37 protein-coding genes are annotated in these 25,077 nt (G+C 34.5%); 28 read left to right on the top strand and 9 right to left on the bottom strand.

What is annotated here, in order from left to right:
• The 25 genes from rplP to V7Z48_RS08435 all read left to right on the top strand — a co-directional run.
• Nucleotides 1-194, top strand: a 194-nt coding sequence (gene rplP / locus V7Z48_RS08555) for a 50S ribosomal protein L16 (RefSeq protein ID WP_334112993.1), incomplete at its 5' end; no start/stop codon positions are given.
• Between the two features lie 13 nt (nucleotides 195-207).
• Complete coding sequence (gene rpmC / locus V7Z48_RS08550) at nucleotides 208-399, top strand: 50S ribosomal protein L29 (RefSeq protein WP_334112992.1); 192 nt, start codon at nucleotides 208-210, stop codon at nucleotides 397-399.
• 17 nt (nucleotides 400-416) lie between these two features.
• A complete protein-coding gene (gene rpsQ / locus V7Z48_RS08545; RefSeq protein WP_334112991.1) occupies nucleotides 417-674 on the top strand; it encodes a 30S ribosomal protein S17 in 258 nt (85 codons plus the stop codon).
• A 2-nt stretch (nucleotides 675-676) separates the two neighbouring features.
• A complete protein-coding gene (gene rplN / locus V7Z48_RS08540; RefSeq protein WP_334112990.1) occupies nucleotides 677-1,045 on the top strand; it encodes a 50S ribosomal protein L14 in 369 nt (122 codons plus the stop codon).
• Between the two features lie 12 nt (nucleotides 1,046-1,057).
• Nucleotides 1,058-1,369 carry a 50S ribosomal protein L24 gene (rplX, locus tag V7Z48_RS08535; RefSeq protein WP_334112989.1) on the top strand — a complete coding sequence of 104 codons (312 nt, stop codon included), beginning with the start codon at nucleotides 1,058-1,060 and terminating at the stop codon, nucleotides 1,367-1,369.
• A 2-nt stretch (nucleotides 1,370-1,371) separates the two neighbouring features.
• A complete protein-coding gene (gene rplE / locus V7Z48_RS08530; protein ID WP_334112988.1) occupies nucleotides 1,372-1,923 on the top strand; it encodes a 50S ribosomal protein L5 in 552 nt (183 codons plus the stop codon).
• A gap of 3 nt (nucleotides 1,924-1,926) precedes the next feature.
• Nucleotides 1,927-2,196, top strand: a complete 270-nt coding sequence (gene rpsN / locus V7Z48_RS08525) for a 30S ribosomal protein S14 (protein WP_334112987.1) — start codon at nucleotides 1,927-1,929, stop codon at nucleotides 2,194-2,196.
• Nucleotides 2,197-2,269: 73 nt separating this feature from the next.
• Nucleotides 2,270-2,668 carry a 30S ribosomal protein S8 gene (gene rpsH, locus V7Z48_RS08520; RefSeq protein WP_334112986.1) on the top strand — a complete coding sequence of 133 codons (399 nt, stop codon included), beginning with the start codon at nucleotides 2,270-2,272 and terminating at the stop codon, nucleotides 2,666-2,668.
• A gap of 15 nt (nucleotides 2,669-2,683) precedes the next feature.
• The gene (gene rplF / locus V7Z48_RS08515) at nucleotides 2,684-3,226 is read left to right on the top strand and encodes a 50S ribosomal protein L6 (RefSeq protein ID WP_334112985.1); all 543 of its coding nucleotides are present in this window, start codon (nucleotides 2,684-2,686) and stop codon (nucleotides 3,224-3,226) included.
• A gap of 10 nt (nucleotides 3,227-3,236) precedes the next feature.
• Nucleotides 3,237-3,593 (top strand): 50S ribosomal protein L18, encoded by a 357-nt coding sequence (gene rplR / locus V7Z48_RS08510; protein ID WP_334112984.1) that lies wholly within the window; start codon nucleotides 3,237-3,239, stop codon nucleotides 3,591-3,593.
• Between the two features lie 5 nt (nucleotides 3,594-3,598).
• Nucleotides 3,599-4,123 carry a 30S ribosomal protein S5 gene (rpsE, locus tag V7Z48_RS08505; RefSeq protein WP_334112983.1) on the top strand — a complete coding sequence of 175 codons (525 nt, stop codon included), beginning with the start codon at nucleotides 3,599-3,601 and terminating at the stop codon, nucleotides 4,121-4,123.
• Nucleotides 4,124-4,136: 13 nt separating this feature from the next.
• A complete protein-coding gene (rpmD, locus tag V7Z48_RS08500; protein WP_334112982.1) occupies nucleotides 4,137-4,319 on the top strand; it encodes a 50S ribosomal protein L30 in 183 nt (60 codons plus the stop codon).
• A gap of 13 nt (nucleotides 4,320-4,332) precedes the next feature.
• Entirely contained in the window at nucleotides 4,333-4,785 is a 453-nt protein-coding gene (gene rplO, locus V7Z48_RS08495) for a 50S ribosomal protein L15 (protein WP_334112981.1), read from the top strand.
• Nucleotides 4,786-4,796: 11 nt separating this feature from the next.
• Entirely contained in the window at nucleotides 4,797-6,149 is a 1,353-nt protein-coding gene (gene secY / locus V7Z48_RS08490; protein WP_334112980.1) for a preprotein translocase subunit SecY, read from the top strand.
• Between the two features lie 12 nt (nucleotides 6,150-6,161).
• Nucleotides 6,162-6,377, top strand: coding sequence for a translation initiation factor IF-1 (gene infA / locus V7Z48_RS08485; protein WP_334112979.1), 216 nt, complete (start codon nucleotides 6,162-6,164; stop codon nucleotides 6,375-6,377).
• Nucleotides 6,378-6,436: 59 nt separating this feature from the next.
• The gene (gene ykgO / locus V7Z48_RS08480) at nucleotides 6,437-6,553 is read left to right on the top strand and encodes a type B 50S ribosomal protein L36 (protein ID WP_008269159.1); all 117 of its coding nucleotides are present in this window, start codon (nucleotides 6,437-6,439) and stop codon (nucleotides 6,551-6,553) included.
• A 2-nt stretch (nucleotides 6,554-6,555) separates the two neighbouring features.
• On the top strand, nucleotides 6,556-6,930 hold the full coding sequence (gene rpsM, locus V7Z48_RS08475) for a 30S ribosomal protein S13 (RefSeq protein ID WP_334112978.1): 375 nt from the start codon (nucleotides 6,556-6,558) through the stop codon (nucleotides 6,928-6,930).
• A gap of 105 nt (nucleotides 6,931-7,035) precedes the next feature.
• Nucleotides 7,036-7,419: a 30S ribosomal protein S11 gene (rpsK, locus tag V7Z48_RS08470; RefSeq protein WP_334112977.1), complete on the top strand. Its 384-nt coding sequence runs from the start codon at nucleotides 7,036-7,038 to the stop codon at nucleotides 7,417-7,419.
• 116 nt (nucleotides 7,420-7,535) lie between these two features.
• On the top strand, nucleotides 7,536-8,141 hold the full coding sequence (rpsD, locus tag V7Z48_RS08465; RefSeq protein ID WP_334112976.1) for a 30S ribosomal protein S4: 606 nt from the start codon (nucleotides 7,536-7,538) through the stop codon (nucleotides 8,139-8,141).
• A 20-nt stretch (nucleotides 8,142-8,161) separates the two neighbouring features.
• Nucleotides 8,162-9,154, top strand: a complete 993-nt coding sequence (locus V7Z48_RS08460) for a DNA-directed RNA polymerase subunit alpha (RefSeq protein ID WP_334112975.1) — start codon at nucleotides 8,162-8,164, stop codon at nucleotides 9,152-9,154.
• A gap of 64 nt (nucleotides 9,155-9,218) precedes the next feature.
• Nucleotides 9,219-9,707 (top strand): 50S ribosomal protein L17, encoded by a 489-nt coding sequence (rplQ, locus tag V7Z48_RS08455; protein ID WP_334112974.1) that lies wholly within the window; start codon nucleotides 9,219-9,221, stop codon nucleotides 9,705-9,707.
• Nucleotides 9,708-9,795: 88 nt separating this feature from the next.
• Nucleotides 9,796-10,902, top strand: a complete 1,107-nt coding sequence (gene carA / locus V7Z48_RS08450) for a glutamine-hydrolyzing carbamoyl-phosphate synthase small subunit (protein WP_334112973.1) — start codon at nucleotides 9,796-9,798, stop codon at nucleotides 10,900-10,902.
• 144 nt (nucleotides 10,903-11,046) lie between these two features.
• Nucleotides 11,047-12,333 carry a phosphopyruvate hydratase gene (eno, locus tag V7Z48_RS08445; RefSeq protein WP_334112972.1) on the top strand — a complete coding sequence of 429 codons (1,287 nt, stop codon included), beginning with the start codon at nucleotides 11,047-11,049 and terminating at the stop codon, nucleotides 12,331-12,333.
• A 241-nt stretch (nucleotides 12,334-12,574) separates the two neighbouring features.
• A complete protein-coding gene (locus V7Z48_RS08440; RefSeq protein ID WP_334112971.1) occupies nucleotides 12,575-13,861 on the top strand; it encodes a citrate synthase in 1,287 nt (428 codons plus the stop codon).
• A gap of 63 nt (nucleotides 13,862-13,924) precedes the next feature.
• Complete coding sequence (locus V7Z48_RS08435) at nucleotides 13,925-14,836, top strand: dimethylarginine dimethylaminohydrolase family protein (protein ID WP_334112970.1); 912 nt, start codon at nucleotides 13,925-13,927, stop codon at nucleotides 14,834-14,836.
• 4 nt (nucleotides 14,837-14,840) lie between these two features.
• Here the strand turns inward: V7Z48_RS08435 and V7Z48_RS08430 are convergent, their stop codons facing one another.
• The 6 genes from V7Z48_RS08430 to rsfS form a co-directional block, all read right to left on the bottom strand.
• Nucleotides 14,841-15,107 (bottom strand): acyl-CoA-binding protein, encoded by a 267-nt coding sequence (locus V7Z48_RS08430; protein ID WP_334112969.1) that lies wholly within the window; start codon nucleotides 15,105-15,107, stop codon nucleotides 14,841-14,843.
• Nucleotides 15,104-15,757: a phosphatidylserine decarboxylase family protein gene (locus V7Z48_RS08425; RefSeq protein WP_334112968.1), complete on the bottom strand. Its 654-nt coding sequence runs from the start codon at nucleotides 15,755-15,757 to the stop codon at nucleotides 15,104-15,106. Before V7Z48_RS08425 ends, V7Z48_RS08430 begins: the two co-directional genes overlap by 4 nt.
• Nucleotides 15,747-16,568: a phosphatidate cytidylyltransferase gene (locus tag V7Z48_RS08420; protein ID WP_334112967.1), complete on the bottom strand. Its 822-nt coding sequence runs from the start codon at nucleotides 16,566-16,568 to the stop codon at nucleotides 15,747-15,749. Before V7Z48_RS08420 ends, V7Z48_RS08425 begins: the two co-directional genes overlap by 11 nt.
• Nucleotides 16,569-17,177, bottom strand: coding sequence for an LUD domain-containing protein (locus tag V7Z48_RS08415; protein ID WP_334112966.1), 609 nt, complete (start codon nucleotides 17,175-17,177; stop codon nucleotides 16,569-16,571).
• A gap of 122 nt (nucleotides 17,178-17,299) precedes the next feature.
• The gene (gene ftsH, locus V7Z48_RS08410; RefSeq protein ID WP_334112965.1) at nucleotides 17,300-19,348 is read right to left on the bottom strand and encodes an ATP-dependent zinc metalloprotease FtsH; all 2,049 of its coding nucleotides are present in this window, start codon (nucleotides 19,346-19,348) and stop codon (nucleotides 17,300-17,302) included.
• Between the two features lie 10 nt (nucleotides 19,349-19,358).
• On the bottom strand, nucleotides 19,359-19,730 hold the full coding sequence (rsfS, locus tag V7Z48_RS08405) for a ribosome silencing factor (RefSeq protein WP_334112964.1): 372 nt from the start codon (nucleotides 19,728-19,730) through the stop codon (nucleotides 19,359-19,361).
• Between the two features lie 95 nt (nucleotides 19,731-19,825).
• Here rsfS and V7Z48_RS08400 point away from each other — a divergent pair, with 95 nt between their 5' ends.
• Nucleotides 19,826-20,560 carry a biotin--[acetyl-CoA-carboxylase] ligase gene (locus V7Z48_RS08400; RefSeq protein ID WP_334112963.1) on the top strand — a complete coding sequence of 245 codons (735 nt, stop codon included), beginning with the start codon at nucleotides 19,826-19,828 and terminating at the stop codon, nucleotides 20,558-20,560.
• On the opposite strand, the gene V7Z48_RS08395 is transcribed toward V7Z48_RS08400, so the two are convergent.
• Complete coding sequence (locus V7Z48_RS08395) at nucleotides 20,557-20,952, bottom strand: SRPBCC family protein (RefSeq protein WP_334112962.1); 396 nt, start codon at nucleotides 20,950-20,952, stop codon at nucleotides 20,557-20,559. The two genes, V7Z48_RS08400 and V7Z48_RS08395, sit on opposite strands and share 4 nt — an antisense overlap.
• Nucleotides 20,953-20,959: 7 nt before the next feature.
• Nucleotides 20,960-21,604 carry an orotate phosphoribosyltransferase gene (pyrE, locus tag V7Z48_RS08390; protein ID WP_334112961.1) on the bottom strand — a complete coding sequence of 215 codons (645 nt, stop codon included), beginning with the start codon at nucleotides 21,602-21,604 and terminating at the stop codon, nucleotides 20,960-20,962.
• 108 nt (nucleotides 21,605-21,712) lie between these two features.
• Between pyrE and V7Z48_RS08385 the strand changes: the two genes are divergently transcribed.
• Nucleotides 21,713-22,297 (top strand): NUDIX hydrolase, encoded by a 585-nt coding sequence (locus V7Z48_RS08385; protein ID WP_334112960.1) that lies wholly within the window; start codon nucleotides 21,713-21,715, stop codon nucleotides 22,295-22,297.
• On the opposite strand, the gene V7Z48_RS08380 is transcribed toward V7Z48_RS08385, so the two are convergent.
• Nucleotides 22,287-24,029, bottom strand: a complete 1,743-nt coding sequence (locus V7Z48_RS08380; protein WP_334112959.1) for a M14 family metallopeptidase — start codon at nucleotides 24,027-24,029, stop codon at nucleotides 22,287-22,289. The two genes, V7Z48_RS08385 and V7Z48_RS08380, sit on opposite strands and share 11 nt — an antisense overlap.
• A gap of 107 nt (nucleotides 24,030-24,136) precedes the next feature.
• Here V7Z48_RS08380 and ctlX point away from each other — a divergent pair, with 107 nt between their 5' ends.
• The gene (ctlX, locus tag V7Z48_RS08375) at nucleotides 24,137-25,072 is read left to right on the top strand and encodes a citrulline utilization hydrolase CtlX (protein ID WP_334112958.1); all 936 of its coding nucleotides are present in this window, start codon (nucleotides 24,137-24,139) and stop codon (nucleotides 25,070-25,072) included.
• Nucleotides 25,073-25,077 lie beyond the last annotated feature (5 nt).

Below are 25,077 nucleotides of genomic sequence, written 5' to 3'. Positions count from 1 at the left end.
AAAAACCATTAGAAGTACGTATGGGTAAAGGTAAAGGTGCTGTTGAATATTGGGTTGCAATTGTAAAACCAGGTCGTATGTTATTTGAAGTAGCAGGTGTACCAATGGAAGTAGCTAAAGAAGCACTTAGATTGGCAGCCCAAAAACTTCCAGTAAAAACTAAGTTCATCGTAGCTAGAGATTACGAAGCTTAATAGAATTAGAATTATGAAGCAATCAGAAGTTAAAAAGCTATCCGTAGCTGAGTTACAAGAAAAACTTGGTGAAACTAAAAAGAGTTATGCTGATCTAAAATTAGCCCATGCCATAACACCTTTAGAAAATCCAATTCAGTTGCGCAACGCCAGACGTGTTGTAGCCAGAATAGCAACAGAATTAACAAATAGAGAATTACAATAATCGTATTCTGCTGAAAGATGGAAAACAGAAATTTAAGAAAAGAACGTATAGGAGTTGTTACAAGTAACAAAATGCAGAAGTCCATTGTGGTTTCTGAAGTTAAAAAAGTAAAACACCCTATGTATGGAAAATTCGTTTTGAAAACGAAAAAATACGTTGCACACGACGAAACTAACGATTGTAACATTGGCGATAAAGTAAAGATCATGGAAACAAGACCTTTAAGTAAGTCAAAATGTTGGAGATTAGTAGAAATAATTGAAAGAGCTAAGTAATTATGGTACAACAAGAATCAAGACTAAAAGTAGCCGATAATACTGGTGCTAAAGAAGTTTTAACCATCAGAGTATTGGGTGGTACTAAAAGACGTTATGCATCAGTTGGAGATAAAATCGTTGTATCTATAAAGGATGCAACACCAAACGGCAACGTAAAAAAAGGATCAGTTTCAACTGCTGTAGTAGTTCGTACGGTAAAAGAAGTTAGACGTCCAGATGGCTCATACATCCGTTTCGATGATAATGCCTGTGTATTGTTAAATGCCCAAGGCGAAATGAGAGGAACACGCGTATTTGGTCCTGTTGCGAGAGAACTTCGTGATAAGCAATTCATGAAAATTGTATCATTGGCACCAGAAGTGCTTTAAGGAATATTAAAAATGACAAAACTGAAAATTAAATCAGGAGATACTGTTCAAGTTATTGCAGGAGACCATAAAGGGTCAGAAGGCAAAGTACTTAAGGTATTGTTAGATAAAAACAAAGCCATTGTTGAAGGCGTTAACACGGTGAAAAAACACACCAAGCCTAGCGCTCAAAATCCTCAAGGTGGTATTGTAGAGAAGGAAGCACCAATCCATATATCAAATTTATCTTTGTTAACAAAGAAAGGCGAAACTACTCGCGTAGGATATAGAATGGAAGGTGATAAAAAAGTGAGATTTTCTAAAAAATCAAATGAAGTAATTTAATTATGAGCTACATTCCAAGATTAAAACAAGAGTATAGAGACAAAGTAGTGTCAGCTCTTACAGACGAGTTCGGATATAAAAATGTAATGCAAGTTCCAAGACTTCAGAAGATAGTAATATCTAAAGGAGTTGGGGCGGCTGTAGCTGATAAAAAACTGGTAGATCACGCGGTTGAAGAGCTAACCAAAATAACGGGCCAAAGAGCTGTAGCAACCATTTCTAAAAAGGATGTTGCTTCATTTAAGTTACGTAAAGGTATGCCAATTGGTGCAAAAGTTACTTTAAGAGGCGAGCGTATGTACGAGTTTTTAGATAGACTTGTTACATCAGCACTTCCTCGAGTTAGAGATTTTAGCGGAATAAAAGCTGGTGGTTTCGACGGTAGAGGTAATTACAATTTAGGGATTACTGAACAAATCATTTTCCCTGAAATAGATATCGATAAAATTAACAAGATCTCGGGTATGGATATTACGTTTGTAACATCTGCTGAGACAGATAAGGAAGCAAAATCATTATTAACCGAATTAGGTTTACCTTTTCAAAAGAATTAAGATATGGCTAAAGAATCAATGAAAGCCCGTGAGGTGAAAAGAGAAAAAACTGTAGCTAAGTACGCCGAGAAGAGAAAGGCTTTGAAAGAAGCTGGAGATTACGAAGCACTACAGAAATTGCCTAAAAATGCATCTCCAGTTAGATTGCACAACAGATGTAAATTGACAGGTAGACCTAGAGGTTACGTTAGACAATTCGGTATTTCCCGTGTAATGTTGCGTGAAATGGCAAATAAGGGACTAATTCCAGGAGTTAAAAAGGCAAGTTGGTAAATGAATAACTTGGTTTAAGGTTCAATATAGATATTCTTCTGAAGTTGAAAACCAAAACCACAAATCAATAATTATGAATACAGATCCAGTAGCGGATTATTTAACCAGAATTAGAAACGCGGTAAATGCTAATCACAGAGTAGTTGAAATACCTGCATCTAATTTAAAAAAAGAAATAACTAAAATATTATTCGAGCAAGGATATATCTTAAGTTATAAATTTGATGACTCATCAGTTCAAGGCACTATAAAGATAGCTTTGAAGTATTCTAAAGATACAAAAGAGTCTGTTATTAAAAAGATTCAAAGAATTAGTAAACCAGGTTTACGTAAGTATGCTGGTGCAGATGAAATGCCAAGAATTTTAAATGGACTTGGTATTGCAATTATATCAACATCGCATGGAGTAATGACCACCAAGCAAGCGCAACGCGAGAATGTAGGTGGTGAATTATTATGTTACGTTTACTAATAAAACAGGAAAGAAATGTCAAGAATAGGAAATAACCCGATTGCAATTCCATCAGGAGTAACAATAGACTTTAAAGACAATTTACTTACTGTAAAAGGTAAATTAGGAGAGCTGTCGCAAAACATACAGGATGTAGAGTTGAAAATTGAAGACTCTAATATCGTTGTAAATAGACCATCTGATAGCAAAACAGCAAGAACGAACCATGGCTTATACCGTTCACTTATATTTAATATGATTGAAGGTGTTTCAAATGGTTGGACAAAGCAGTTAGAATTAGTAGGTGTAGGTTACAGAGCATCTAATCAAGGAAACAAATTAGACCTAGCTTTAGGTTTTTCACACAATATTGTTATTGATGTGGCACCAGAAGTAACAGTTGAAACTATTTCTGAAAAAGGAAAGAATCCGATAGTGAAATTAACATCTCACGACAAACAATTGGTAGGCCAAGTTGCAGCTAAAATACGCGGCTTTAGAAAACCAGAGCCTTACAAAGGAAAAGGTGTGAAATTTGTTGGTGAAGAATTAAGAAGAAAAGCAGGTAAATCAGCTTAATAGAAAAGTTATGGCATTAACAAAAAACGAAAGAAGAATAAGAATTAAAAGCAGAATACGCAAGGTAGTTTCTGGTACAGAGGCCAGACCACGTCTATCTGTTTTTAGAAGCAATAAAGAGATTTATGCTCAAATCGTAGATGATGTAACTGGTAAAACTATTGCAGCTGCATCTTCAAGAGATAAAGATATTGTTACTGCTAAAGGTAACAAATCCGAAGTAGCAACTTTAGTTGGTAAAGCGGTAGGCGAAAAAGCATTAAAAGCCGGCGTAGAAACTATCTCTTTTGATAGAGGTGGTTATTTGTATCACGGTAGAGTTAAATCATTAGCCGACGGTGCTAGAGAAGCTGGACTTAAATTTTAAAAATTATGTATCAAAAATATAAAAACGCTGAGCTTGTTAAGCCAGGTGGATTAGAATTAAAAGATAGATTGGTAGGTGTACAACGTGTTACTAAGGTGACAAAGGGTGGTAGAGCATTCGGTTTTTCTGCGATTGTAGTTGTAGGCGATGAAGCCGGTATAGTAGGTCACGGACTTGGAAAATCTAAAGATGTTGCAACAGCTATTGCTAAAGCCATTGAGGATGCTAAGAAGAATTTAGTGAGAATTCCAATCATTAAAGGAACGTTACCTCACGAACAAAAAGGTAAATACGGCGGCGCTAGAGTAAACATTATTCCTGCAGCTCCTGGTACAGGTGTAATTGCTGGTGGTGCTGTAAGAACTGTTCTTGAAGCAGTAGGTGTACATGATGTATTATCTAAATCTCAGGGATCCTCAAATCCACATAACGTAGTTAAAGCGACATTCGATGCTTTGTTACAATTAAGAGATGCAAGAACAATTGCGAAAGATAGAGGTATTTCACTTGAAAAGGTTTTTAACGGATAATCTATAGGATAAGATGGCAACAATTAAAGTAAAAAAAGTAAAAAGTGCAATAAAACGCACTAAACGTCAAAAAGACACTCTTATAGCGCTAGGTTTAAAAAAAATAGGTCAAGTAGTAGAGCACGAAGCCACTCCAAATATTATTGGTATGGTTAAAAAAGTTGAACACTTAGTTTCTGTTGAAGAGACAAAATAATACTTAATAAACAATGGATTTAAGTAATTTAAAACCTGCAGAAGGTTCAGTAAAAAATCAAGGTAAACGCATTGGTCGCGGTCAAGGGTCAGGTAAAGGTGGTACTGCTGCACGTGGACACAAAGGTGCCAAGTCTCGTTCGGGATATTCTAAGAAAATAGGTTTCGAAGGTGGTCAAATGCCAGTCCAAAGACGTGTGCCTAAATTTGGTTTTACAAATATTAACCGTGTTGAATATCAGGGTGTTAATTTGGATACCTTACAACAATTGGTTGATGATAAAAAAATAAAAGATACTGTTACTTTTGATACATTAGTACAATTAGGTCTTTGTACCAAGAATGAATTGGTGAAGATTTTAGGTAGAGGTGAATTAAAAGCGAAAATCAATGTAACAGCCCATAAATTTACTGCTACTGCAAAAGCTGCTATTGAAGCGGCTGGTGGCGAAGTAGTAACTTTATAAGACAACCAGCCATGAAGATAATAGAAACACTAAAAAACGTTTGGAAAATAACAGAATTAAAAGATCGTATCATCCTAACCCTAGGTCTTTTGCTAGTGTATCGTTTTGGTGCCCAGGTAGTTTTACCTGGCATTGATGCCAGTAAATTAGGTGGTTTGGCCGAAGGAACTGAAGGTGGAATTCTTGGTCTTTTAGTGGCATTTACAGGTGGTGCGTTTGCTAATGCATCTGTTTTTGCCTTAGGTATTATGCCATATATTTCTGCTTCAATTGTGGTGCAGTTAATGGGTATTGCCATTCCTTATCTTCAGAAACTACAAAAAGAAGGTGAAAGTGGTAGAAAGAAAATTAACCAAATCACACGTTGGTTAACTATTGCAATCTGTTTGGTACAAGCACCGGGTTATTTGGCTAGTTTAACAACATTAGGCGTGCCGCCAGATGCATTTTTATTAGGCCAAGGTGGTTTATTCTATTTTTCATCGGTAATCATTTTAGTTACTGGATGTATTTTTGCGATGTGGCTTGGGGAGAAAATTACTGATAAGGGTATTGGTAATGGTATTTCATTATTAATTATGGTTGGTATTATAGCAACTTTACCACAATCATTCATTCAAAATGCATTGTCACGTCTAAGCGGTGCAGGTAGTGGTGGATTTATGTTAATCCTTATAGAATTAGTAATTTGGTTTGCCATTATATTAGCATCGGTTATGTTGGTGATGGCAGTTAGAAAAATCGCTGTTCAATACGCTAGAAGAACTGCCACAGGTGGTTTTGAAAAGAATGTATTTGGATCAAGACAATTTTTACCATTAAAATTAAATGCCTCTGGCGTTATGCCAATTATCTTTGCACAGGCTATTATGTTTGTTCCGAGTTTAATAGGTGGGACAGATATGTTAAAAGATACAGGAGCTGGTTCATGGTTACAAACCGAATTTTCAGATATGTTTGGGTTGACCTATAATATTGTTTTCGGGCTACTGATAATTATATTTACTTACTTCTACACAGCTATCACGGTTCCAACCAATAAAATGGCTGATGATTTAAAACGTAGTGGTGGTTTTATACCAGGGATCAGACCTGGTACTGAAACAGCTGAGTATTTAGATAAAATCATGTCGCAAATTACCTTACCAGGATCTATATTTTTAGCGCTTATTGCCGTGTTCCCTGCAATAATTGTAAAAATTGTGGATGTACAAGCAGGATGGGCGCTATTTTTTGGTGGTACTTCCTTATTGATTATGGTTGGTGTAGCGATAGATACTATGCAACAAATCAATTCGTATTTGTTGAATAAACATTATGATGGCTTGATGAAAACCGGTAAAAACAGAAAAGCAATAGCTTAACTTATAATATGTATGGCTAAACAAGCAGCAATAGAACAAGACGGGACCATTATTGAAGCATTGTCAAATGCTATGTTTCGTGTGGAATTAGAAAATGGTCACATAGTAACAGCTCACATTTCTGGTAAAATGCGTATGCATTATATTAAATTATTACCAGGAGATAGAGTGAAATTAGAAATGAGTCCTTATGATTTATCTAAGGCACGCATTACTTACAGATATTAAAAAAAAGAGATAACATCGAAAGATAATATCCATTATTAAAGAAAAAATAAATTTAAGCGATGAAAGTAAGAGCATCAGTTAAAAAGAGAAGTGCCGATTGTAAATTGGTGCGACGTAAAGGCAGACTTTACGTTATTAACAAAAAGAATCCAAGGTTCAAACAAAGACAAGGGTAATTATGGCAAGAATTGCAGGTGTAGACATACCAAAACAAAAAAGAGGTGTAATCGCGCTAACCTATATCTACGGTATTGGTAAAAGCAGAGCACAAGAAATTTTAGCAGTAGCTAAAGTTGACGAAAGTACAAAAGTTCAAGACTGGACAGACGAAGAAGTAGGAAACATTCGTGAAGCTGTTGGTACTTTTACTATTGAAGGTGAATTGAGATCCGAAATTCAATTAAACATAAAACGTTTAATGGATATTGGTTGTTACAGAGGTATTCGCCATAGATCGGGACTTCCTTTAAGAGGTCAACGTACTAAAAATAACTCTAGAACGAGAAAAGGTAGAAGAAAAACAGTTGCTAACAAGAAAAAAGTAACTAAGTAAAAATAGACGTTAGTCATTAGTGTTTAGAAGTTAGATGAATCTGTTCGAAATAGAAATGTTTAGGATTCTAACAACTAAAAGCTAACACCTAGAAACTAAATTAATATGGCAAAGTCAAGTACTAAAAAACGTAAAGTTATTGTTGATGCTATTGGTGAGGCGCACATTGCAGCTTCTTTCAATAACATCATTATTTCCTTAACCAACAAGAAAGGCGATGTAATTGCATGGTCTTCGGCTGGTAAAATGGGATTTAGAGGTTCAAAGAAAAATACACCTTACGCTGCTCAACTTGCGGCTGAAGATGCAGCAGGAGTTGCAAGAGAAGCAGGTTTGAAAAAGGTAAAAGTGTACGTTAAAGGTCCGGGGAATGGCAGAGAGTCTGCTATTAGATCAATTCATAATGCAGGTATTGAAGTATCCGAAATTATCGATGTTACTCCATTACCACATAACGGATGCAGACCTCCAAAACGCAGAAGAGTATAATAGAGAGTAAGTCTCAAGAAGAATAATTAATAATAAGTATCATAGAGGAACTTAAATTTTTTGAAGGATAAGCTTAAGACCTTAATTCATAAAATAATTTCTCATAATTTTTAAAAATGGCAAGATATACTGGTCCTAAAACTAAAATAGCTCGAAAATTTGGTCAAGCTATATATGGAGATGATAAGGCTTTCGAAAAAAGAAACTATCCTCCTGGTCAACACGGTAATAACCGTCGTCGTGGCAAAAAATCTGAATACGCAGTCCAATTAATGGAAAAACAGAAAGCTAAATACACTTACGGTGTTTTAGAGCGTCAATTCAGAAATATGTTTAAAAAAGCAACTGCTTCTAAAGGTATTACAGGTGAAGTTTTACTTCAATTGTGTGAATCTAGATTAGACAACGTTGTTTTCAGAATGGGAATTGCACCATCAAGAAGTGCAGCCAGACAGTTAGTGTCTCACAGACACATTACTGTTAATGGAGAAAAAGTGAACATTCCATCATACAATTGTCATGCTGGTGATGTTATTGCTGTTAGAGAAAAATCTAAATCTTTAGATGCAATCCAAAACTCGCTTTCCAATTCAAGTCACGTTTACGAATGGATTACTTGGAATAATGATAAAATGGAAGGAACTTACGTTTCTGTTCCTGCAAGAATTCAAATTCCAGAACAAATCAACGAACAATTCATCGTTGAATTATATTCAAAATAATAATTGATACAAAACACGATATGGCAATATTAAATTTTCAGAAGCCCGACAAAGTAATCATGATTGATTCAACTGATTTTGAAGGTAAATTTGAATTTAGACCTTTAGAACCAGGATATGGATTAACAGTAGGAAATGCTTTAAGAAGAGTTTTGTTATCTTCTTTAGAAGGTTTTGCTATAACTTCGGTAAGAATTGAAGGCGTAGATCACGAATTCTCAACAATTTCAGGCGTTGTAGAAGATGTAACAGAAATAATTTTGAACTTGAAACAATTGCGTTTTAAGAGACAAATTGATGAAATAGACAACGAATCTGTTACTATTTCAATCTCTGGTCAGGAGCAAATTACAGCTGGAGATTTTCAGAAATTTATTTCTGGTTTCCAAGTACTAAATACCGATTTGGTAATTTGTAACCTAGATCCTAAAGTTTCCATTAATATGGAAATCACAATTGAAAAAGGTCGTGGATATGTTCCAGCCGAAGAAAACAAGAAAGCTTCTGCATTACTTGGAACTATCTTTACCGATTCTGTTTACACGCCAATTAAAAACGTGAAATACAGCATCGAAAATTTTCGTGTGGAGCAAAAAACTGATTACGAAAAATTAATTTTCGAAATCATTACCGATGGATCTATTCATCCAAAAGTTGCTTTAACCGAAGCGGCTAAAATTCTTATTCATCACTTTATGCTATTCTCTGATGAGCGTATCACTTTAGAGGCTGATGAAATAGCACAAACAGAAACTTATGATGAAGAATCTCTTCACATGAGACAGTTATTGAAAACTAAATTAGTAGATATGGACTTATCAGTACGCGCGCTCAATTGCCTAAAAGCTGCTGAGGTTGATACGCTAGGTGATTTGGTATCTTTCAATAAAAACGATTTAATGAAATTTAGAAATTTTGGTAAAAAATCATTAACCGAACTTGAAGAGTTGGTGCATGTTAAAGGCCTTAATTTTGGAATGGATTTAAGCAAATACAAATTAGATAAAGACTAACACGTCATATTTTGCTCTTTGCAGTTTGCAGATTGTAGCAAGATGATGGTTAATAATTAAAGTCATGAGACACGGAAAAAAAGTAAATCACTTAAGCAGAAAAACTGCTCATAGAAAATCAATGTTGGCGAATATGGCTTGCTCGCTAATAGAGCACAAGCGTATTAATACTACAGTTGCCAAAGCAAAAGCCTTAAAGCAATTTGTAGAACCAATGATTACTAAGTCTAAAGAAGATACAACACACAACAGACGTTTGGTGTTTTCTAAATTAAGACAAAAGGAAGCAGTTACTGAATTATTCAGAGATGTTGCTGCCAAGGTAGGTGATCGTCCAGGCGGTTACACCAGAATTATAAAACTTGGTAACAGGTTAGGTGATAATGCTGATATGGCTATGATTGAATTGGTAGATTACAATGAAATCTACAATGCTACTAAGCCAGAGAAGAAAACAACTCGTAGAAGCAGAAGAGGTGGAGCTAAATCAGCAGCAACAGCACCCGCAGCTGCAGCGGCGAAGACTAAAGCTTCAAATGAAGAGGAAGAATAAATGTTAATAAGCATTTGAAATATAAAGGATAATCTAATAAAGGTTATCCTTTTTTTTATGCAATTTTGTAAAACTATTTAATTCAAATATGAAATACTCCAAAAAACAAAAAGCAATTGTTATTTTAGAAGACGGTACCATATTTTATGGCAAAGCTATCGGTAAATCAGGAACAGCCTTTGGTGAGGTATGTTTTAATACTGGTACAACTGGTTATCAAGAAATTTTTACAGATCCATCTTATTTTGGACAAATTATGGTCACAACCAATGCGCATATTGGAAATTACGGCGCTTCGGATGAAGACGTAGAATCCGATTCAATTAAAATTGCTGGACTCATCTGTAAAAATTTTAGTTACAACTATTCTAGAGTGTCAGCAAATGAATCGCTAGAAGAATTTTTTGAAAAACATAAAACATTTGTAGTTTCTGATGTTGATACCAGAGCTTTAGTTAGCTATATAAGAGATCATGGCGCTATGAATGCCGTAATGTCTACTGAAGTGGATAAAATTGACGAACTAAAACTGGCCTTATCCAAAGTGCCTAGTATGGCTGGATTAGAATTGGCTTCAAAAGTTTCGACGAACGAACCTTATTTTTATGGTAATCCTGATGCTACTCATAAAATATCTGCTTTAGATTTGGGCATTAAGAAAAATATTCTTCGAAATTTTGCACAAAGAGATGCTTACGTTAAAGTGTTTCCTTATAATACTACTTTCGAAGAAATGAGTGCCTTTAATCCTGACGGCTATTTTATCTCAAATGGTCCTGGTGATCCAGAGCCACTAAAGGATGCTCAAAAATTGGCCAAAGATATTTTGCAAGAAAATCGCCCACTATTCGGTATTTGCCTAGGTCATCAAGTTATCGCTTTGGCTAATGGTATTTCAACCTATAAAATGCATAATGGTCATAGAGGGATTAATCACCCTATAAAAAATTTAATCACAGGCAAAGGGGAAATCACATCACAAAATCATGGTTTTGCTGTGAATAGAGAGGAAACCGAAAATCATTCCGATATAGAAATCACCCATATTCATTTGAATGATGATACTGTAGCTGGTATTAAGATGAAATCTAAACCTTGTTTCTCTGTTCAGTACCATCCAGAGGCAAGTCCTGGTCCGCATGATGCATCCTATTTGTTCGATGATTTTATGACACTTATTCAAAAGAATAACTAGTTAAATTTTAATGTTTAAGGTTGAAACATGAATATTTTTCAATTCGAAAACATTGTAGTTGAATAATACTATAATAATGCTTAATGTCAAGACGAAGAGCATCACAATTTTGTAACTTTGTAAATAACACAAAAAATATATATCATGAGTATAATTCTAAACGTACATGCCCGTCAAATTTTTGATTCAAGAGGAAATCCTACAATAGAAGTAGATGTTTTAACTGAAAATGGCGTCTTAGGAAGGGCGGCAGTGCCTTCTGGAGCCTCAACCGGTGAACACGAAGCAGTAGAGTTGCGCGATGGCGGAAAAAGCTACATGGGAAAGGGTGTGCAAAAAGCAATTGATAATGTCAATAATATTATAGCCGAAGAATTATTAGGGGTTTCTGTTTTCGAACAGAATATGATTGATAAACTCATGATAGAAATTGATGGTACACCTAATAAATCAAAGTTGGGCGCAAATGCCATACTTGGTGTATCACTAGCTGTGGCTAAAGCAGCGGCCAATGAATTAAACTTGCCTTTATATCGTTACGTTGGTGGTGTATCAGCTAATACATTGCCGGTTCCAATGATGAACATAATTAACGGTGGTTCACACAGTGATGCTCCAATTGCCTTTCAAGAATTTATGGTAATGCCGGTTAAAGCTGAAAGTTTTACGCATGCCATGCAAATGGGAACAGAGATTTTTCACAACCTAAAAAAGGTGTTACACGATAGAGGTTTAAGTACTGCTGTTGGTGACGAAGGTGGCTTTGCTCCAACCTTGGACGGAACAGAAGATGCGTTGGAAACCATTGCGATAGCAGTATCTAAAGCAGGTTATAAACTTGGCGATGACGTGATGATTGCCTTAGACTGCGCAGCCGCAGAATTCTATGTTGACGGTAAATACGACTACACTAAATTTGAAGGCAGTACAGGTAAAATAAGAACGTCTCATGAACAAGCGGATTATTTGGCTGAACTTGCTTCAAAATATCCAATAATTTCGATAGAGGATGGAATGGATGAAAATGATTGGGATGGCTGGAAATACCTTACCGAAAAAATAGGAGATAAGATCCAATTAGTTGGTGACGATTTATTTGTAACCAATGTTGAGAGATTATCTCGTGGAATTGAAAGCGGCATTGCCAATTCAATATTAATTAAGGTAAACCAAATTGGAACGCTAACTGAAACTATTGCAGCCGTAAATATGGCACATAATGCAGGTTATACTTGTGTAATGTCCCACCGTTCAGGAGAAACCGAAGACAATACCATTGCGGATTTAGCCGTGGCACTTAACACTGGCCAAATTAAAACTGGCTCAGCATCGCGTAGTGACCGTATGGCCAAATACAATCAGTTGTTACGTATTGAAGAAGAACTTGGCGATGTAGCTTATTTTCCGAAGGAAAAAGCTTTTAAACTATAAAAAAATCACTTCTATAGAAATAACCTTTACATTGAACTATGTGAAGGTTTTTTTATGAATTAAAGGGAATCAAAATATAAACCTCATATAGTATTAGTGCTTCAATCTAGTAAAGTACTTAAAACTTGAGACATCACTTATAAATAGCTAGAAACAGTCTAAAACTGTTGTTAACTTCGTAAAGAAATAATGAGATATTTCGTAAATTTGTAATTCACAGAAAATTATTTAAACTCATCATATGTCAGACAAAGCTATATTAGAAATTAACGGAGAAAAACATGAATTACCAATAATTCACGGAACAGAAAATGAAAGTGCAATAGATATTAAAAGCTTAAGAAGTGCCACCAATGGCGTGATCACTATTGATCCAGGTTATAAAAACACAGGAAGTTGCGTAAGTGCAATTACATTTTTAGAAGGAGATAAAGGAATTTTAAGATATAGAGGTTATTCAATTGAAGAATTAGCGGAAAAAGCAACCTTTTTAGAAGTTGCATTTTTACTTATTTTTGGTGAACTGCCAACACAAGTTCAATTAGATAAATTTCATAGCGATATTAAAGCACAGTCTGTTGTTGATGAAGATGTTAAAAAAATATTAGATGCTTTCCCAAAATCAGCGCATCCTATGGGTGTTCTAGCATCGTTAACTTCTGCCTTGACTGCATTTAACCCAACTTCGGTGAATGTAAATTCTGAAGCGGATATGTACAATGCCATTGTAAAAATATTGGCTAAATTTCCTGTTTTAGCGGCGTGGACTTTACGCAAAAAACAAGGCTTACCATTAGATTATGGAGATAGATCACTAGGTTATGTTGAAAACATACTTAAAATGATGTTTAAACAGCCAAATGAAGAGTATAAACTAAACCCTATTTTGGTTGACGCTTTAGATAAACTTCTAATTTTACACGCCGATCACGAGCAAAATTGTTCTACGTCTACGGTAAGAATAGTTGGTTCATCACATGCAGGTTTGTTTGTTTCGCTTGCTGCCGGTGTTTCCGCTTTATGGGGGCCATTGCATGGTGGTGCTAATCAAGCAGTTTTGGAAATGTTAGAAGGCATTAAAGCAGATGGTGGAGATACAAAAAAATACATGGCGAAAGCTAAAGATAAAGACGATCCTTTTAGATTGATGGGCTTTGGACACCGTGTTTATAAAAATTTCGATCCTCGTGCTAGAATTATCAAAAAAGCAGCCGATGAAGTGTTGGCAGATTTAGGTGTAGAAGACCCAATACTAGAAATAGCGAAAGGCCTTGAAAGAGAAGCGCTTGAAGATCCTTATTTTGTTGATAGAAAATTATATCCTAACGTTGATTTTTACTCTGGTATCATTTATCGTGCTATGGGTATCCCAGTAGAAATGTTTACGGTGATGTTTGCTCTAGGTAGACTTCCAGGTTGGATTGCGCAATGGAGAGAAATGCGCTTAAATAAAGAACCAATAGGAAGACCAAGACAAATTTATACTGGTGCTACTTTAAGGGAATTTAAAACAATAAATAAACGCTAATTAATTTAGCATTTCTGAAAAAGCTTCATATACTCTATGAAGCTTTTTTATAATATAGCTTTTATGAAATTAAACATTCAAAACGAAACTTCACGGCTTAGGGCTGTTGTTTTAGGGATAGCCGATAGTAATGGTCCAGTTCCTGCGGTTGAAGATTGTTACGACCCCAAAAGCCGACTTCATGTATTAGATGGCACCTATCCAAAGGAAGAAGATATGATTGCGGAATTAGATGCCGCGGCCAAAGTATTTGAAAAATATGATGTAAAAGTGTATCGTCCAAAGGTAATAGAAAACTACAATCAAATTTTTACACGTGATATTTCCTTTGTTATTGAAGATAAAATGTTTGTGGCAAATATTTTACCAGATAGAGAGCGCGAAATAGATGCCATAGAACACGTTTGGTCCCAGGTGGAAAAGGTAAATAGAATTCGATTACCCGATCATTGTCATATTGAAGGTGGTGATGTGATGTTATGGAATGAATACCTGTTTATAGGAACCTATTTGGGTGCTGATTATTCCAAATTTATTACAGCTCGAACTAATTTAGATGCTGTCAATGCTATTAAAGATTTATTTCCTCATAAAATAGTAAAAGCTTTTAATTTAAGAAAATCAAATACAGATCCCTACATTAATGCACTTCATTTAGATTGCTGCTTTCAACCGATTGGAACAGATAAAGCGATTATTCATAAAAATGGATTTCTAAATATTGAAGATTTCAACTGGCTGATTAATTTTTTCGGAAAGAACAATGTATTTGAAATCGATGAAAAGGAAATGTTTGCCATGCAAAGCAACGTATTTTCAATTTCTGAAAAAGTTATTGTTTCTGAAGTAAACTTCACAAGATTAAATACCTGGTTGAGAGGTAAGGGATTCACGGTTGAAACCGTCCCGTATACTGAAATTGCTAAACAGGAAGGGTTACTACGATGTACTACATTACCTTTAATAAGAGACTAATGGTCTATTTTCTATATAAAAAATAATTATTAACTAAATCAATATAAACTTGTTTAGCTTCATCGGGTGTAACATTTTGAACCTGAAATAATGCATTGGTTTTGAAAGCATTAATTATCGGCTTTCGACTACTTGGCCGACCGTAATTATTGGTGGCTTTTTTGTAATAAGCGTATAGTCTTAATAAAAAATCTGCAGGAAAAGGTTCTGTATGAGCATTAATGCGTTCTACAGCTTCATCAAAGGCAATATTTAGTTCTTCTGAGGTCATTCAATAGTTGCTAAAATGGTTTCGCCACCTTTAACTTTATCATTTAGTTTTACTTCAATTTTTGAATGTAAAGGTAAAAAAACATCTACACGCGAACCAAATTTAATAAACCCAGAATCCGCGCCTTGAATTACCTTATCTTTTTCTACGGCGTAATTCACAATTCGTCTAGCCATAGCGCCTGCAATTTGTCTATATAAGACTTTCCCAAAACGCTCGTTTTTTATTACGACTGTTGTGCGTTCGTTTTCCTCACTGGCTTTCGGATGCCATGCAACTAGGTATTTACCAGGATGGTATTTGCTGAAGATAATATCGCCGCTAACCGGATATCTTGTAACATGCACATTTAATGGTGACATAAAAACAGAAACCTGTATGCATTTTTCCTTTAAAAATTCCGTTTCAAAAACCTCTTCAATTACAACTACCTTTCCATCTACGGGGCATAGGACATGATTTTGGTGTGGTTTGGTGTTTCTATTTGGGTTTCTGAAAAACTGAAGTATTAATATAAAAAAGACTATTACAATTAGCATTAAACTGGTTCTTAACCAATTTAATAACACAAAATAGTCAATAAGAAAAATCAGTAATATAACGATTACGAGTGATACGAAAATTATTTTTTGTCCTTCTTTATGAAACATAATCAACTACAATCAAAAATAAATAGATAATTGGTGATGCAAAAATAATACTGTCTAGCCGGTCTAGCAAGCCACCATGACCTGGCATCATTGCACCACTGTCTTTAACTTGAGCCTGGCGTTTAAATTTAGATTCTATGAGATCTCCCAAAGTACCAAAGACACTTATGATAATCGCCAAAAACAACCAAGCATTAAAACTTAAAGAGCCGCTAAAATTAAAAATAAAATAACTAGCTACACAGGCAAAAAACAATCCACCAAGAAATCCTTCAACAGTTTTTTTTGGAGATACACTTGGAAATAGTTTTTGCTTGCCAAAATTTTTGCCAATTAAATATGCAAAGGTATCGTTAATCCAAATAAGTATAAAGCTTCCCAGAACATAAATAGGCGTAAATTCGTGATCGAAATTTCCAATCAGAACAAGAAAAATAAATCCGCTACTTAGGTAAAACGTTGTAAGAATAAAGCGTTTTGTATGAAATAAAGGAATAGTCTTCTCTGAAAACAGATCTTTAATAAGTAACAAAAGAACGAAAATCGTAATTACATGTAAAATTTGAATCGTTTCCACGAATCCATCTTTATTATCATAAAGAACGCTCCAAAATCCGAAAAAAGAATATAATACAGTAAATACAATATACGGAGCAACATGTTTTAGGCCGATTAATTTATTAAATTCAACCATGCAGATTATTCCAAAGGCATAAAATAAACCAATGAGTGCTAACTGCCATTTTAAGGCGATAATTAAAAGGGCTACGTATAAGATACCCGAAATGGCTCTAGTTCTTAATTCCTTCATTTATAAATCTTCAAGAAGCAGTAAATATAAGTCTTTAGAACTGCTGCCGTAAGACATAAAATCTTTATCTTCTATAGTTTTAAAATGCTTAATGGTAGTAATATTAGTAGGTATTCTCTCTTGACTTTTTCGCTTTATACCCTTTAATCCTTCACCGATACTTTCAACCAACTGACTGGTAGTGGCGTAAACTATAAAGTGATCAGGAAGTTCTTTGAGTTTTTTTTCTGCAATTTGATTGGAAGAAATTAAGAGCGATCCGTCGTCCGAAATTAAATATTCGCAGGTAGTTAGAAAGTATTCGCTTTCAACTGATTTTACAGTTGATTTTAATTGAGATGAAGCGAAAAGTTTAGTTAATCTTTGATCATAAACCAAGGCTTTTTTATCTAACCAATTATTCTCTTGTAAAATGCTTTGAAGACTTTGGTTTACTTCGTTCATATCTTCGCAATACAAAAATTTTCCACCGTTAGATTTAAAATTTATTGTAAATTTTTCATCAACAGGTAGCTTAATTTCAGGCATATATTTACCTCTATCGTCATTTTTGATACGCTCTTCTGAACTGCTTGATTTTAGTCCGAAGATTTTACGAAATAAACTCATGTATTAGTTGCTATTAATCGGTTTCTCCTTGAGATTCCATCAAATATAAAAAAACTTAAATTAACATCACGTCAATTTAAGTTTTTTGTAACTCTAAGCTAGATAAATTGCTAAAAACCTAATTAATGTTCTTCATTTTTATCTGCAATATTTTCGACAACTTCTTCCTCTTTATCAGCTTTTAATTTCTCAGCGGCTCTTTTCTCTTCTTCTTTTTTTGCCGTTTCTTTTTTGAGATCTTCTTCATCTTGAATATCTTTTGCAAAACCACGCTTGCCAAATATTTTTTCTAAGTTGTCTTTAAAGATCACTTCTTTCTCAAGCAGTACCTCAGCCAAAGTGGTGAGTTTATCTTTATTCTCTTTTAGTAAATTTATGGCACGTTGGTATTGTGTTTCGATTATTTCAGATATTTCTCGGTCAATGAGTTCGGCAGTTTGCTCACTGTAAGGTTTTGTAAATCCATATTCCGACTGGCCACTTGAATCATAATAAGTCAGGTTGCCAACTTTATCACTTAAACCATAAATTGTTACCATGGCACGCGCTTGTTTAGTGACTTTTTCTAAATCACTTAAAGCTCCAGTTGAGATTCTATCGAATATTACCTTTTCTGCAGCTCTACCTCCGAGTGCCGCACACATTTCGTCTAGCATTTGCTCTGGGTGAACAATTAGCCTTTCTTCTGGCAAATACCAAGCAGCTCCTAAAGAGCGCCCTCTGGGAACGATGGTAACTTTTACCAAAGGAGCTGCGTGTTCTAACATCCAACTCACTGTGGCGTGACCAGCCTCATGAAAGGCCACGGCTCTTTTTTCGGCTGGGGTAATTATTTTATTTTTCTTTTCTAATCCTCCAACAATTCTATCTACCGCATCTAAAAAATCTTGTTTACCAACAGCTTTTTTTCCTTGTCTAGCAGCGATTAATGCAGCTTCATTACAAACATTTGCAATGTCTGCCCCAGAGAAGCCTGGGGTCTGTTTTGATAAAAAGTCAATATCTAAATCTTCTGCTTTTTTGATAGGTCTTAAATGAACCTCAAAAATTTCTTTACGTTCATTAACATCGGGTAAGTCTACATAAATTTGACGGTCAAATCTTCCTGCACGCATCAAAGCTTTATCTAAAACATCTGCTCTGTTTGTCGCAGCCAACACGATCACGTTTGTATTAGTCCCAAAACCATCCATTTCAGTAAGTAGTTGGTTTAAGGTGTTTTCACGTTCGTCATTACTGCCTGACATAGCGTTTTTTCCTCTAGCACGGCCTATGGCGTCAATTTCATCAATAAATATGATGGCTGGTGATTTTTCTTTTGCTTGTTTAAATAAATCTCTAACGCGGGATGCACCAACTCCCACAAACATTTCAACAAAATCAGAGCCTGATAGCGAAAAGAATGGCACTTTTGCTTCTCCAGCTACAGCTTTTGCTAGTAGGGTTTTACCCGTTCCTGGAGGTCCAACTAATAAAGCACCCTTCGGAATTTTTCCACCTAAGGATGTATATTTTTCTGGATTTCTTAGAAAATCTACTATTTCTTGAATTTCTTCTTTAGCACCTTCTAAACCTGCAACATCTTTGAAAGACGTTTTTGTATCTGTTTTTTCATCGAAGAGTTTTGCTTTTGATTTCCCGATATTAAATATCTGTCCTCCTGCACCGCCACCAGCTCCTGATGACATTCTTCTCATTATAAAAATCCACACACCTATAATTAAAATGAAAGGTAAGAGCGATAAAAATAAATCACCCCAAACGTTTTGCTCGGTGTCAAATACCAGTTGGGTGTCTAAATTGTTTTCTTTAATGGTATCGGTAATTTGAGTTTCGAAGTTATCTAAAGATCCAAATTCAAATGAATAGTTAGCGCCTTGCGTAACAGTTGGAAACATAGATTTGGGTATAGAACCCTTGTGTATCTCCTTTTTTTGAGCTTCTGAAGTGAGATAAATTTTGGCTTCCCGTTTGTTTACAATTTGAATTTTTTCAACATCGCCTTGTTTTAAGTAATCAATAAACTGAGCAACGGTTGTGCGCTTGGCTGTTGTAGAACCCATGCCGCCAGAAAACAACTGTAATCCTATAAAAATGGCTATGATAGTGCCGTAAATCCAATACGGATTTAATTTTGGCTTATTGTTTAAATTTTTATCTTCCTTTTTCATCAATAATTTTTTAGTAACTCGTTTCTATCAGCGTTGACTTTGCATCTCCCCATAAACTTTCAATGTCGTAATAATCTCTAATATGTTTTTGAAACACATGTACTACAACATTTACATAATCAATTAAAACCCATTCGGCATTATCTTCTCCTTCTACATGCCAAGGTTTATCTTTAACTTCTTTGCTAACTTTTTTCTGAATGGAATTTACAATGGCTTTAACTTGCGTATTCGACGTTCCTTCACAAACAATGAAGTAATCACAAACTGTATTGTCAATAGTTCTTAAATCTAAAATATTAATTTCCTTTCCTTTAACATCTTCAATACCTCCAAGAATCGCTGTTATGAGTTGGTCTGCAGTTATTTTCGTTTTCGTCATTAATTATATTTAATTTTATGCAAAGTTATTATTTTTTTATTTCTTTTGAACTTTTAAATTTCATAAGAAATATATAAAAAGTCTAACCTATTTCTATGCAGATAATCAAACTTAATGCCACCGATTCTACCAATACTTATTTACGGGAACTTTCAGTAAATAAAGAGCTTGAGGATTATACGGTCGTGATGGCTACCCATCAAACTAATGGTCGTGGTCAAATGGGTACCAACTGGCAAACGCAGGCAGGTAAAAACCTAACGGTTAGTGTATTTAAAGATGTTTCTTGGTTAGGTGTAACCAATCATTTTTTTATTAGTATGGTCGTGTCTTTGAGTTTGGCTAAAACTTTAAATGAAATAATGGTGATGAACGTTAAAATTAAATGGCCTAACGACATTTTGTCAGACAACTATAAATTAGGAGGAATTCTTATTGAAAACATCATTAAAAACAATAGCTTAAAAGCTTCTGTCATAGGTGTCGGGCTTAATGTAAATCAAACGGTCTTTGATAATTTGCCTCAAGCATCTTCTATTCAAAATATTACAGGACGTCATTTTTCATTGGAAGAAATTTTAAATATGCTTGTTGAAAATTTAATATTTTACTTCAACGAGCTACAGTTTAAGCATGCCTTTATTGAATTGAAACAAGAATATGATGACTTATTGTTTCGAATTCATAAGCCTTCAACTTTTAAAGATAAAAAAGGAAAGCTAGTTGCTGGTTATATTCATGGTACTGATGCCAACGGCAATTTACTACTGCTTATGGAGAATCAGGTTATAAAATCTTATGGTTTTAAAGAATTAGAGCTGCTATATTAGATTGCAGTCTTCATATTTTGTGCTAAAGTTTCTAAAAATTTCGTAATTGGGCCTTTAATCATCATTGCCATCATTGGATTGAAATCTCCATCAAAGGTCAATTTAACAGCACTTGAATCTAATCCTGTTTCGGCAATGTTTGCTGTCAGATTAAAATCTAATTTTCCACCAGCAGCACCCAAAACGATTTTATTCGGCGCGACTGTTTCTTTCTTTTTTAAAATAATCTCTGGCATTCCTTTAAGTGCAAACAAAAATTTTTCTGAGTCTAAAACTTCAAATTTGCTTATGGTATCTGGCATTAATTTTTCAAAGTTTTCGACTTTACTTAAAAATTCAAATACGGTGTTCGGACTTTGATTTACGGGAACTGTAGGAGATTCAATATTCATAACTATATTAATTGTTTTGCCATTCCGAAGGGTTAGCGTTCCATTGGCCTAAAAGTTGCGCTTCCTTTTCGGTAATGTAATTTGTTTGTTTTGCTTTTTCAAGTAATGCCTCATAATTGCTAAGGGTGTACAACGCGATATTATTCGATTTGAAATTTTGTTTGGCAACATCAAATCCGTATGTGAAAATAGCAACCATACCCAATATATTTAAGTTGGCTTCTTTTAGTGCGCTAACGGCATTTAAACTGCTTTTTCCAGTACTAATTAAATCTTCAACAACTACAACCTTTTGATTTTTTGAAACTTGACCTTCGATTTGATTTTGTCTGCCATGACTTTTTGCCTCCGGTCTTACGTATATAAATGGAAGGTTTAAGACATTGGCAACTAGCATACCAATTCCTATGGCACCTGTTGCAACACCTGCAATCACATCCGGTTTACCGTACAAAGTTGTTATATGATTTGCCATTTCATTACAAACATAATTTCTAATTTCAGGAAACGACAAAATAATTCTGTTGTCGCAATATATTGGTGATTTCCAGCCAGAGGCCCAACTAAATGGATTATTTGGTTGAAGTTTAATGGCTTCAATTTTTAATAAAAGTTCAGCTGTTTTTTCAGCAGTGTCAGTGTTAAAATACATCTGGTAAAATTAAACTATTTATCCTAATTAGTAATCAAGTAATTTATTTTAGATTATTGGATGTTGTATTATAATTTTAATATTTTTACCGTTCTATAAGGAACTATAATGATCAAAGTTTTTGTAGGTGATAAGCCTATTATTCTTACTACAGAAGTTTTAAAAGAACATAAATTTAAAAACTATTTACTAAATAGTTTCTCTATTGGTCACGCGATTATGGAATTGAACAAGTCTAAAATGGAAAAGATTCATCTTATTCATGATAATCCGGACGAAATGTTGCCTAAATTTTTAAAACTCTTACCAGTTGTTAAAGCGGCTGGAGGCAAAGTGGTACATGAAAATGGGAAGGTATTATTTATTTACCGAAATGATAAATGGGATTTACCAAAAGGCAGAATTGAAAAAAAGGAATCGATAGAAACAGCAGCAATCAGAGAAGTGGAGGAGGAAACAGGCGTAAATGGTCTAAAAATAACTAAGCCACTTGACACAACCTATCACATCTTTAAACGCAATGGGCAGCATGCCATAAAAATAACCTATTGGTTTGAAATGATAACCAATTATGAAGGCTTGTTAATACCACAGCTAACTGAAGGTATAACCAAAGTTTCGTGGTTAGACGATCAAAGTACGAGTTTGGTATTAGATAATTCTTATGCGAATATTAAATCTCTTATTGTTTAAGTAGCCTATAAACAGTATATTGCAAATGAGCGGTTTCATAAAATTTACTTTGCTTATGAATCCAGTCTAATTGTGCGTACCAGTTATTAGCAAATTCTGGCTCTAAAGATTTTTTCATATTGAATGCGATTTGTAGTCTTGGATTTTGAGCAAATAGTTCTAAAATTTTGTCTTCCCAAACGTAGGGCGAAAATCCTTCTTTTTGCTGAAGTATAGTGTCGAAAAAATTCCAATTAAAAAACGAATCTACTGCTTGAGGTTCTAAGGTTTCAAGTAAATAGCGCATAGCGGTTTGCTCGGTTGTAATAAAATAATCACCCTTTCTAAAATTAACTGATTTGGTATTTTTTTCTATTGTGGTGTTATAATGAAGGTAATGACCTTCAAAGGGATTATTTCGAGTTTTGTAATCATTAATTTTATAAGATTCTACCGTTATTGATGTATCTTTTTCAAACTGATAATATTCAACTTGATTTATTTTCAGCAATTCTAAAACATTATGCCATCCTTGCGGGATAATATAAGCTTGGGATATTACAACGCTGTCTTTAGGCTTAAAGAAATTTTGATAGGTAACTTCTTTGTCAAATGGCTTATTACTGTCGTACTTTAATCTCGGTTTGCCAGTAACAAAACTAGTTAAGGTATCTGCTTCGAAACCTTTAAAATTCAATGTCGAGCTTTTTGTAGTGTCTAATTCCCAATTGAGCGGATAAAAATCACCGGGCTTATACATTGCATATTGTTTGTTTCTTAAAGTTTTGATGGCTTCAGCATCTGCATCAACAATTTCCATTATGCTTTTCATAAGTTCATAAGTACCTTCAACTCGTTGTTTATAGGGTTTCAGCATGTGCGTTTCTACCATCATACCTAAAGTATTGAATAAGGTAGTGTAGCCCGTAGAATAGCGTGGCGAGTCAAAAAATTGTGAAAACCCTTCTTCTGGAGTGCTGTTAAAAACATTTACATAAGGTGTTATTGGCCATGATTTAGCTTCAAGCGATTGCTCTAATTTCGGGATTAATTCTTCATTGAGGTATGTACCAAGTACGCCACCCAATTTGTTGTGTTGTGTAAATAAATGCGTAAGAACATATTGATAATCGGCGCCATTGCTTACATGGTTATCTATAAAAATATCGGGTTTTACCGTGTGAAAAATTTCACTAAATGTTTTAGCATTATCAGTATCACATTTAATAAAGTCGCGATTTAAATCGTAATTTCTAGCATTTCCTCTAAAACCGTACTCTAGTGGGCCATTTTGATTGGTTCGTGTAGTACTATTGCGGTTTAAACTGCCGCCAATATTATAAACAGGAATGGTAGCGAGTACCACATTTTCTGGCATTGAAATAGTCCCGTCTGCTAAATCTCTAAACAACATCATAGTTGCATCTATTCCATCGGATTCGCCAGGATGAATACCGTTATTAAAGAGTATAATTCGTTTATTGTTGGTAATTTTTGTGAAGTCAAAATTATTATCAGGATTTATTATCACTAAATGAAGTGGATATCCGGAATCGGTCTTGCCAAAACTATCTACTTGAACACTCGGATACAATTCGGAAAGTGTTTTATAAAACGCAATAACTTCGTGATAAGTAGCAGTTTCTAATCCATTTGAAGTTTCAAATTGGGTTATGAGCTTTTCAGGTTTTGAGGTGGTATTGTTTTGGCAGGCCAAGATGGCAAATACTAAAACAAATAATAGTTTTTTCATAGTTGATAAAGTTGATTTCAAACATAAACATTTGTAAAGAAATAGATGGAGTTTCGGTTTATTATTTCATTTTAAAAAGAGTAATTTTGTGCCTTAATTTGTCATTTATGTCTCAAACTACAAATACAATTTTAATGATTCGTCCTGTAAATTTTAGGATGAACGAACAAACTGCGATTAATAATTACTTCCAAACCGAAGCTAAATTAAAAAATGAAGAAATAAATAAAAAAGCCCAGACAGAATTTGATGCTTTTGTTGAAGTTTTAAGAAATGAAGGAGTGAATGTAATTGTTGAAAGTGACGATATTTTAATGGATACACCCGATTCAATATTTCCAAACAATTGGGTAAGTTTTCACGATAATGGTGATGTTGCAATTTATCCGATGTTTGCCGAAAATAGACGTCAAGAGCGTCGCGATGAAGTATTTATTCGATTGGAGCGCGAAGGTTTTAAAATTGAAAATATTATTGATTATACCTCTGCTGAAGATGAAGGATTGTATTTGGAAGGTACTGGTAGTTTGGTGTTAGACAGGGAACATAAAATTGCTTATTGTGCCTTATCGCCGCGTGCAGACGAAGATCTGTTTATTGAGTTTTGTGAAGATTTCGATTATTTTCCAGTGCTTTTTAAAGCCAATCAAACAGTTAACGGCGAGCGATTACCAATTTATCACACCAATGTTATGATGTGCATTGGGACCAAACTGGCTGTTATATGTTTAGATTGTATTGATGATAAAAAGGAACGCAAGCAGGTTTTACAGCAGTTAAAAAATTCTAATAAAACAATCGTTAATATATCCGAAACTCAAATGAATCAATTTGCAGGAAATATGTTACAATTAAGCGGTGCTAATAATTCTGATTTATTGGTGATGAGTAAAGCTGCTCATTTGAGTCTTATAAAAGCGCAAATTGAAATTATTGAGCAACACTGCAAGATTATTTCAAGTTCATTAGAAACTATTGAAACCTGCGGTGGTGGTAGTGCCAGATGTATGATGGCTGAGGTGTTTTTACCAAAAGTGGATTAAATATC

This window comes from Paucihalobacter sp. (assembly GCF_036825875.1).
Lineage (GTDB): Bacteria > Bacteroidota > Bacteroidia > Flavobacteriales > Flavobacteriaceae > Paucihalobacter.
Note: the sequence above shows the minus strand (reverse complement) of the source record. Positions and strands in the feature narration are given on the sequence as shown.

Coding starts and splice junctions, on each gene's coding strand:
- rplQ (WP_334112974.1), top strand. CDS start 9,219: ATGAGACACGGAAAAAAAGTAAATCACTTAAGCAGAAAAACTGCTCAT.
- V7Z48_RS08420 (WP_334112967.1), bottom strand. CDS start 16,568: ATGAAGGAATTAAGAACTAGAGCCATTTCGGGTATCTTATACGTAGCC.
- rpsE (WP_334112983.1), top strand. CDS start 3,599: ATGTATCAAAAATATAAAAACGCTGAGCTTGTTAAGCCAGGTGGATTA.
- rplX (WP_334112989.1), top strand. CDS start 1,058: ATGACAAAACTGAAAATTAAATCAGGAGATACTGTTCAAGTTATTGCA.
- rpsH (WP_334112986.1), top strand. CDS start 2,270: ATGAATACAGATCCAGTAGCGGATTATTTAACCAGAATTAGAAACGCG.
- V7Z48_RS08425 (WP_334112968.1), bottom strand. CDS start 15,757: ATGTTTCATAAAGAAGGACAAAAAATAATTTTCGTATCACTCGTAATC.
- V7Z48_RS08440 (WP_334112971.1), top strand. CDS start 12,575: ATGTCAGACAAAGCTATATTAGAAATTAACGGAGAAAAACATGAATTA.
- V7Z48_RS08435 (WP_334112970.1), top strand. CDS start 13,925: ATGAAATTAAACATTCAAAACGAAACTTCACGGCTTAGGGCTGTTGTT.
- rplE (WP_334112988.1), top strand. CDS start 1,372: ATGAGCTACATTCCAAGATTAAAACAAGAGTATAGAGACAAAGTAGTG.
- V7Z48_RS08385 (WP_334112960.1), top strand. CDS start 21,713: ATGATCAAAGTTTTTGTAGGTGATAAGCCTATTATTCTTACTACAGAA.
- rpmD (WP_334112982.1), top strand. CDS start 4,137: ATGGCAACAATTAAAGTAAAAAAAGTAAAAAGTGCAATAAAACGCACT.
- rplO (WP_334112981.1), top strand. CDS start 4,333: ATGGATTTAAGTAATTTAAAACCTGCAGAAGGTTCAGTAAAAAATCAA.
- V7Z48_RS08400 (WP_334112963.1), top strand. CDS start 19,826: ATGCAGATAATCAAACTTAATGCCACCGATTCTACCAATACTTATTTA.
- infA (WP_334112979.1), top strand. CDS start 6,162: ATGGCTAAACAAGCAGCAATAGAACAAGACGGGACCATTATTGAAGCA.
- ykgO (WP_008269159.1), top strand. CDS start 6,437: ATGAAAGTAAGAGCATCAGTTAAAAAGAGAAGTGCCGATTGTAAATTG.
- rpsD (WP_334112976.1), top strand. CDS start 7,536: ATGGCAAGATATACTGGTCCTAAAACTAAAATAGCTCGAAAATTTGGT.
- rpsN (WP_334112987.1), top strand. CDS start 1,927: ATGGCTAAAGAATCAATGAAAGCCCGTGAGGTGAAAAGAGAAAAAACT.
- eno (WP_334112972.1), top strand. CDS start 11,047: ATGAGTATAATTCTAAACGTACATGCCCGTCAAATTTTTGATTCAAGA.
- rpmC (WP_334112992.1), top strand. CDS start 208: ATGAAGCAATCAGAAGTTAAAAAGCTATCCGTAGCTGAGTTACAAGAA.
- rpsK (WP_334112977.1), top strand. CDS start 7,036: ATGGCAAAGTCAAGTACTAAAAAACGTAAAGTTATTGTTGATGCTATT.
- rplF (WP_334112985.1), top strand. CDS start 2,684: ATGTCAAGAATAGGAAATAACCCGATTGCAATTCCATCAGGAGTAACA.
- V7Z48_RS08395 (WP_334112962.1), bottom strand. CDS start 20,952: ATGAATATTGAATCTCCTACAGTTCCCGTAAATCAAAGTCCGAACACC.
- rplN (WP_334112990.1), top strand. CDS start 677: ATGGTACAACAAGAATCAAGACTAAAAGTAGCCGATAATACTGGTGCT.
- rsfS (WP_334112964.1), bottom strand. CDS start 19,730: ATGACGAAAACGAAAATAACTGCAGACCAACTCATAACAGCGATTCTT.
- V7Z48_RS08430 (WP_334112969.1), bottom strand. CDS start 15,107: ATGACCTCAGAAGAACTAAATATTGCCTTTGATGAAGCTGTAGAACGC.
- carA (WP_334112973.1), top strand. CDS start 9,796: ATGAAATACTCCAAAAAACAAAAAGCAATTGTTATTTTAGAAGACGGT.
- V7Z48_RS08380 (WP_334112959.1), bottom strand. CDS start 24,029: ATGAAAAAACTATTATTTGTTTTAGTATTTGCCATCTTGGCCTGCCAA.
- rplR (WP_334112984.1), top strand. CDS start 3,237: ATGGCATTAACAAAAAACGAAAGAAGAATAAGAATTAAAAGCAGAATA.
- V7Z48_RS08460 (WP_334112975.1), top strand. CDS start 8,162: ATGGCAATATTAAATTTTCAGAAGCCCGACAAAGTAATCATGATTGAT.
- ctlX (WP_334112958.1), top strand. CDS start 24,137: ATGTCTCAAACTACAAATACAATTTTAATGATTCGTCCTGTAAATTTT.
- pyrE (WP_334112961.1), bottom strand. CDS start 21,604: ATGTATTTTAACACTGACACTGCTGAAAAAACAGCTGAACTTTTATTA.
- V7Z48_RS08415 (WP_334112966.1), bottom strand. CDS start 17,177: ATGAGTTTATTTCGTAAAATCTTCGGACTAAAATCAAGCAGTTCAGAA.
- secY (WP_334112980.1), top strand. CDS start 4,797: ATGAAGATAATAGAAACACTAAAAAACGTTTGGAAAATAACAGAATTA.
- ftsH (WP_334112965.1), bottom strand. CDS start 19,348: ATGAAAAAGGAAGATAAAAATTTAAACAATAAGCCAAAATTAAATCCG.
- rpsQ (WP_334112991.1), top strand. CDS start 417: ATGGAAAACAGAAATTTAAGAAAAGAACGTATAGGAGTTGTTACAAGT.
- rpsM (WP_334112978.1), top strand. CDS start 6,556: ATGGCAAGAATTGCAGGTGTAGACATACCAAAACAAAAAAGAGGTGTA.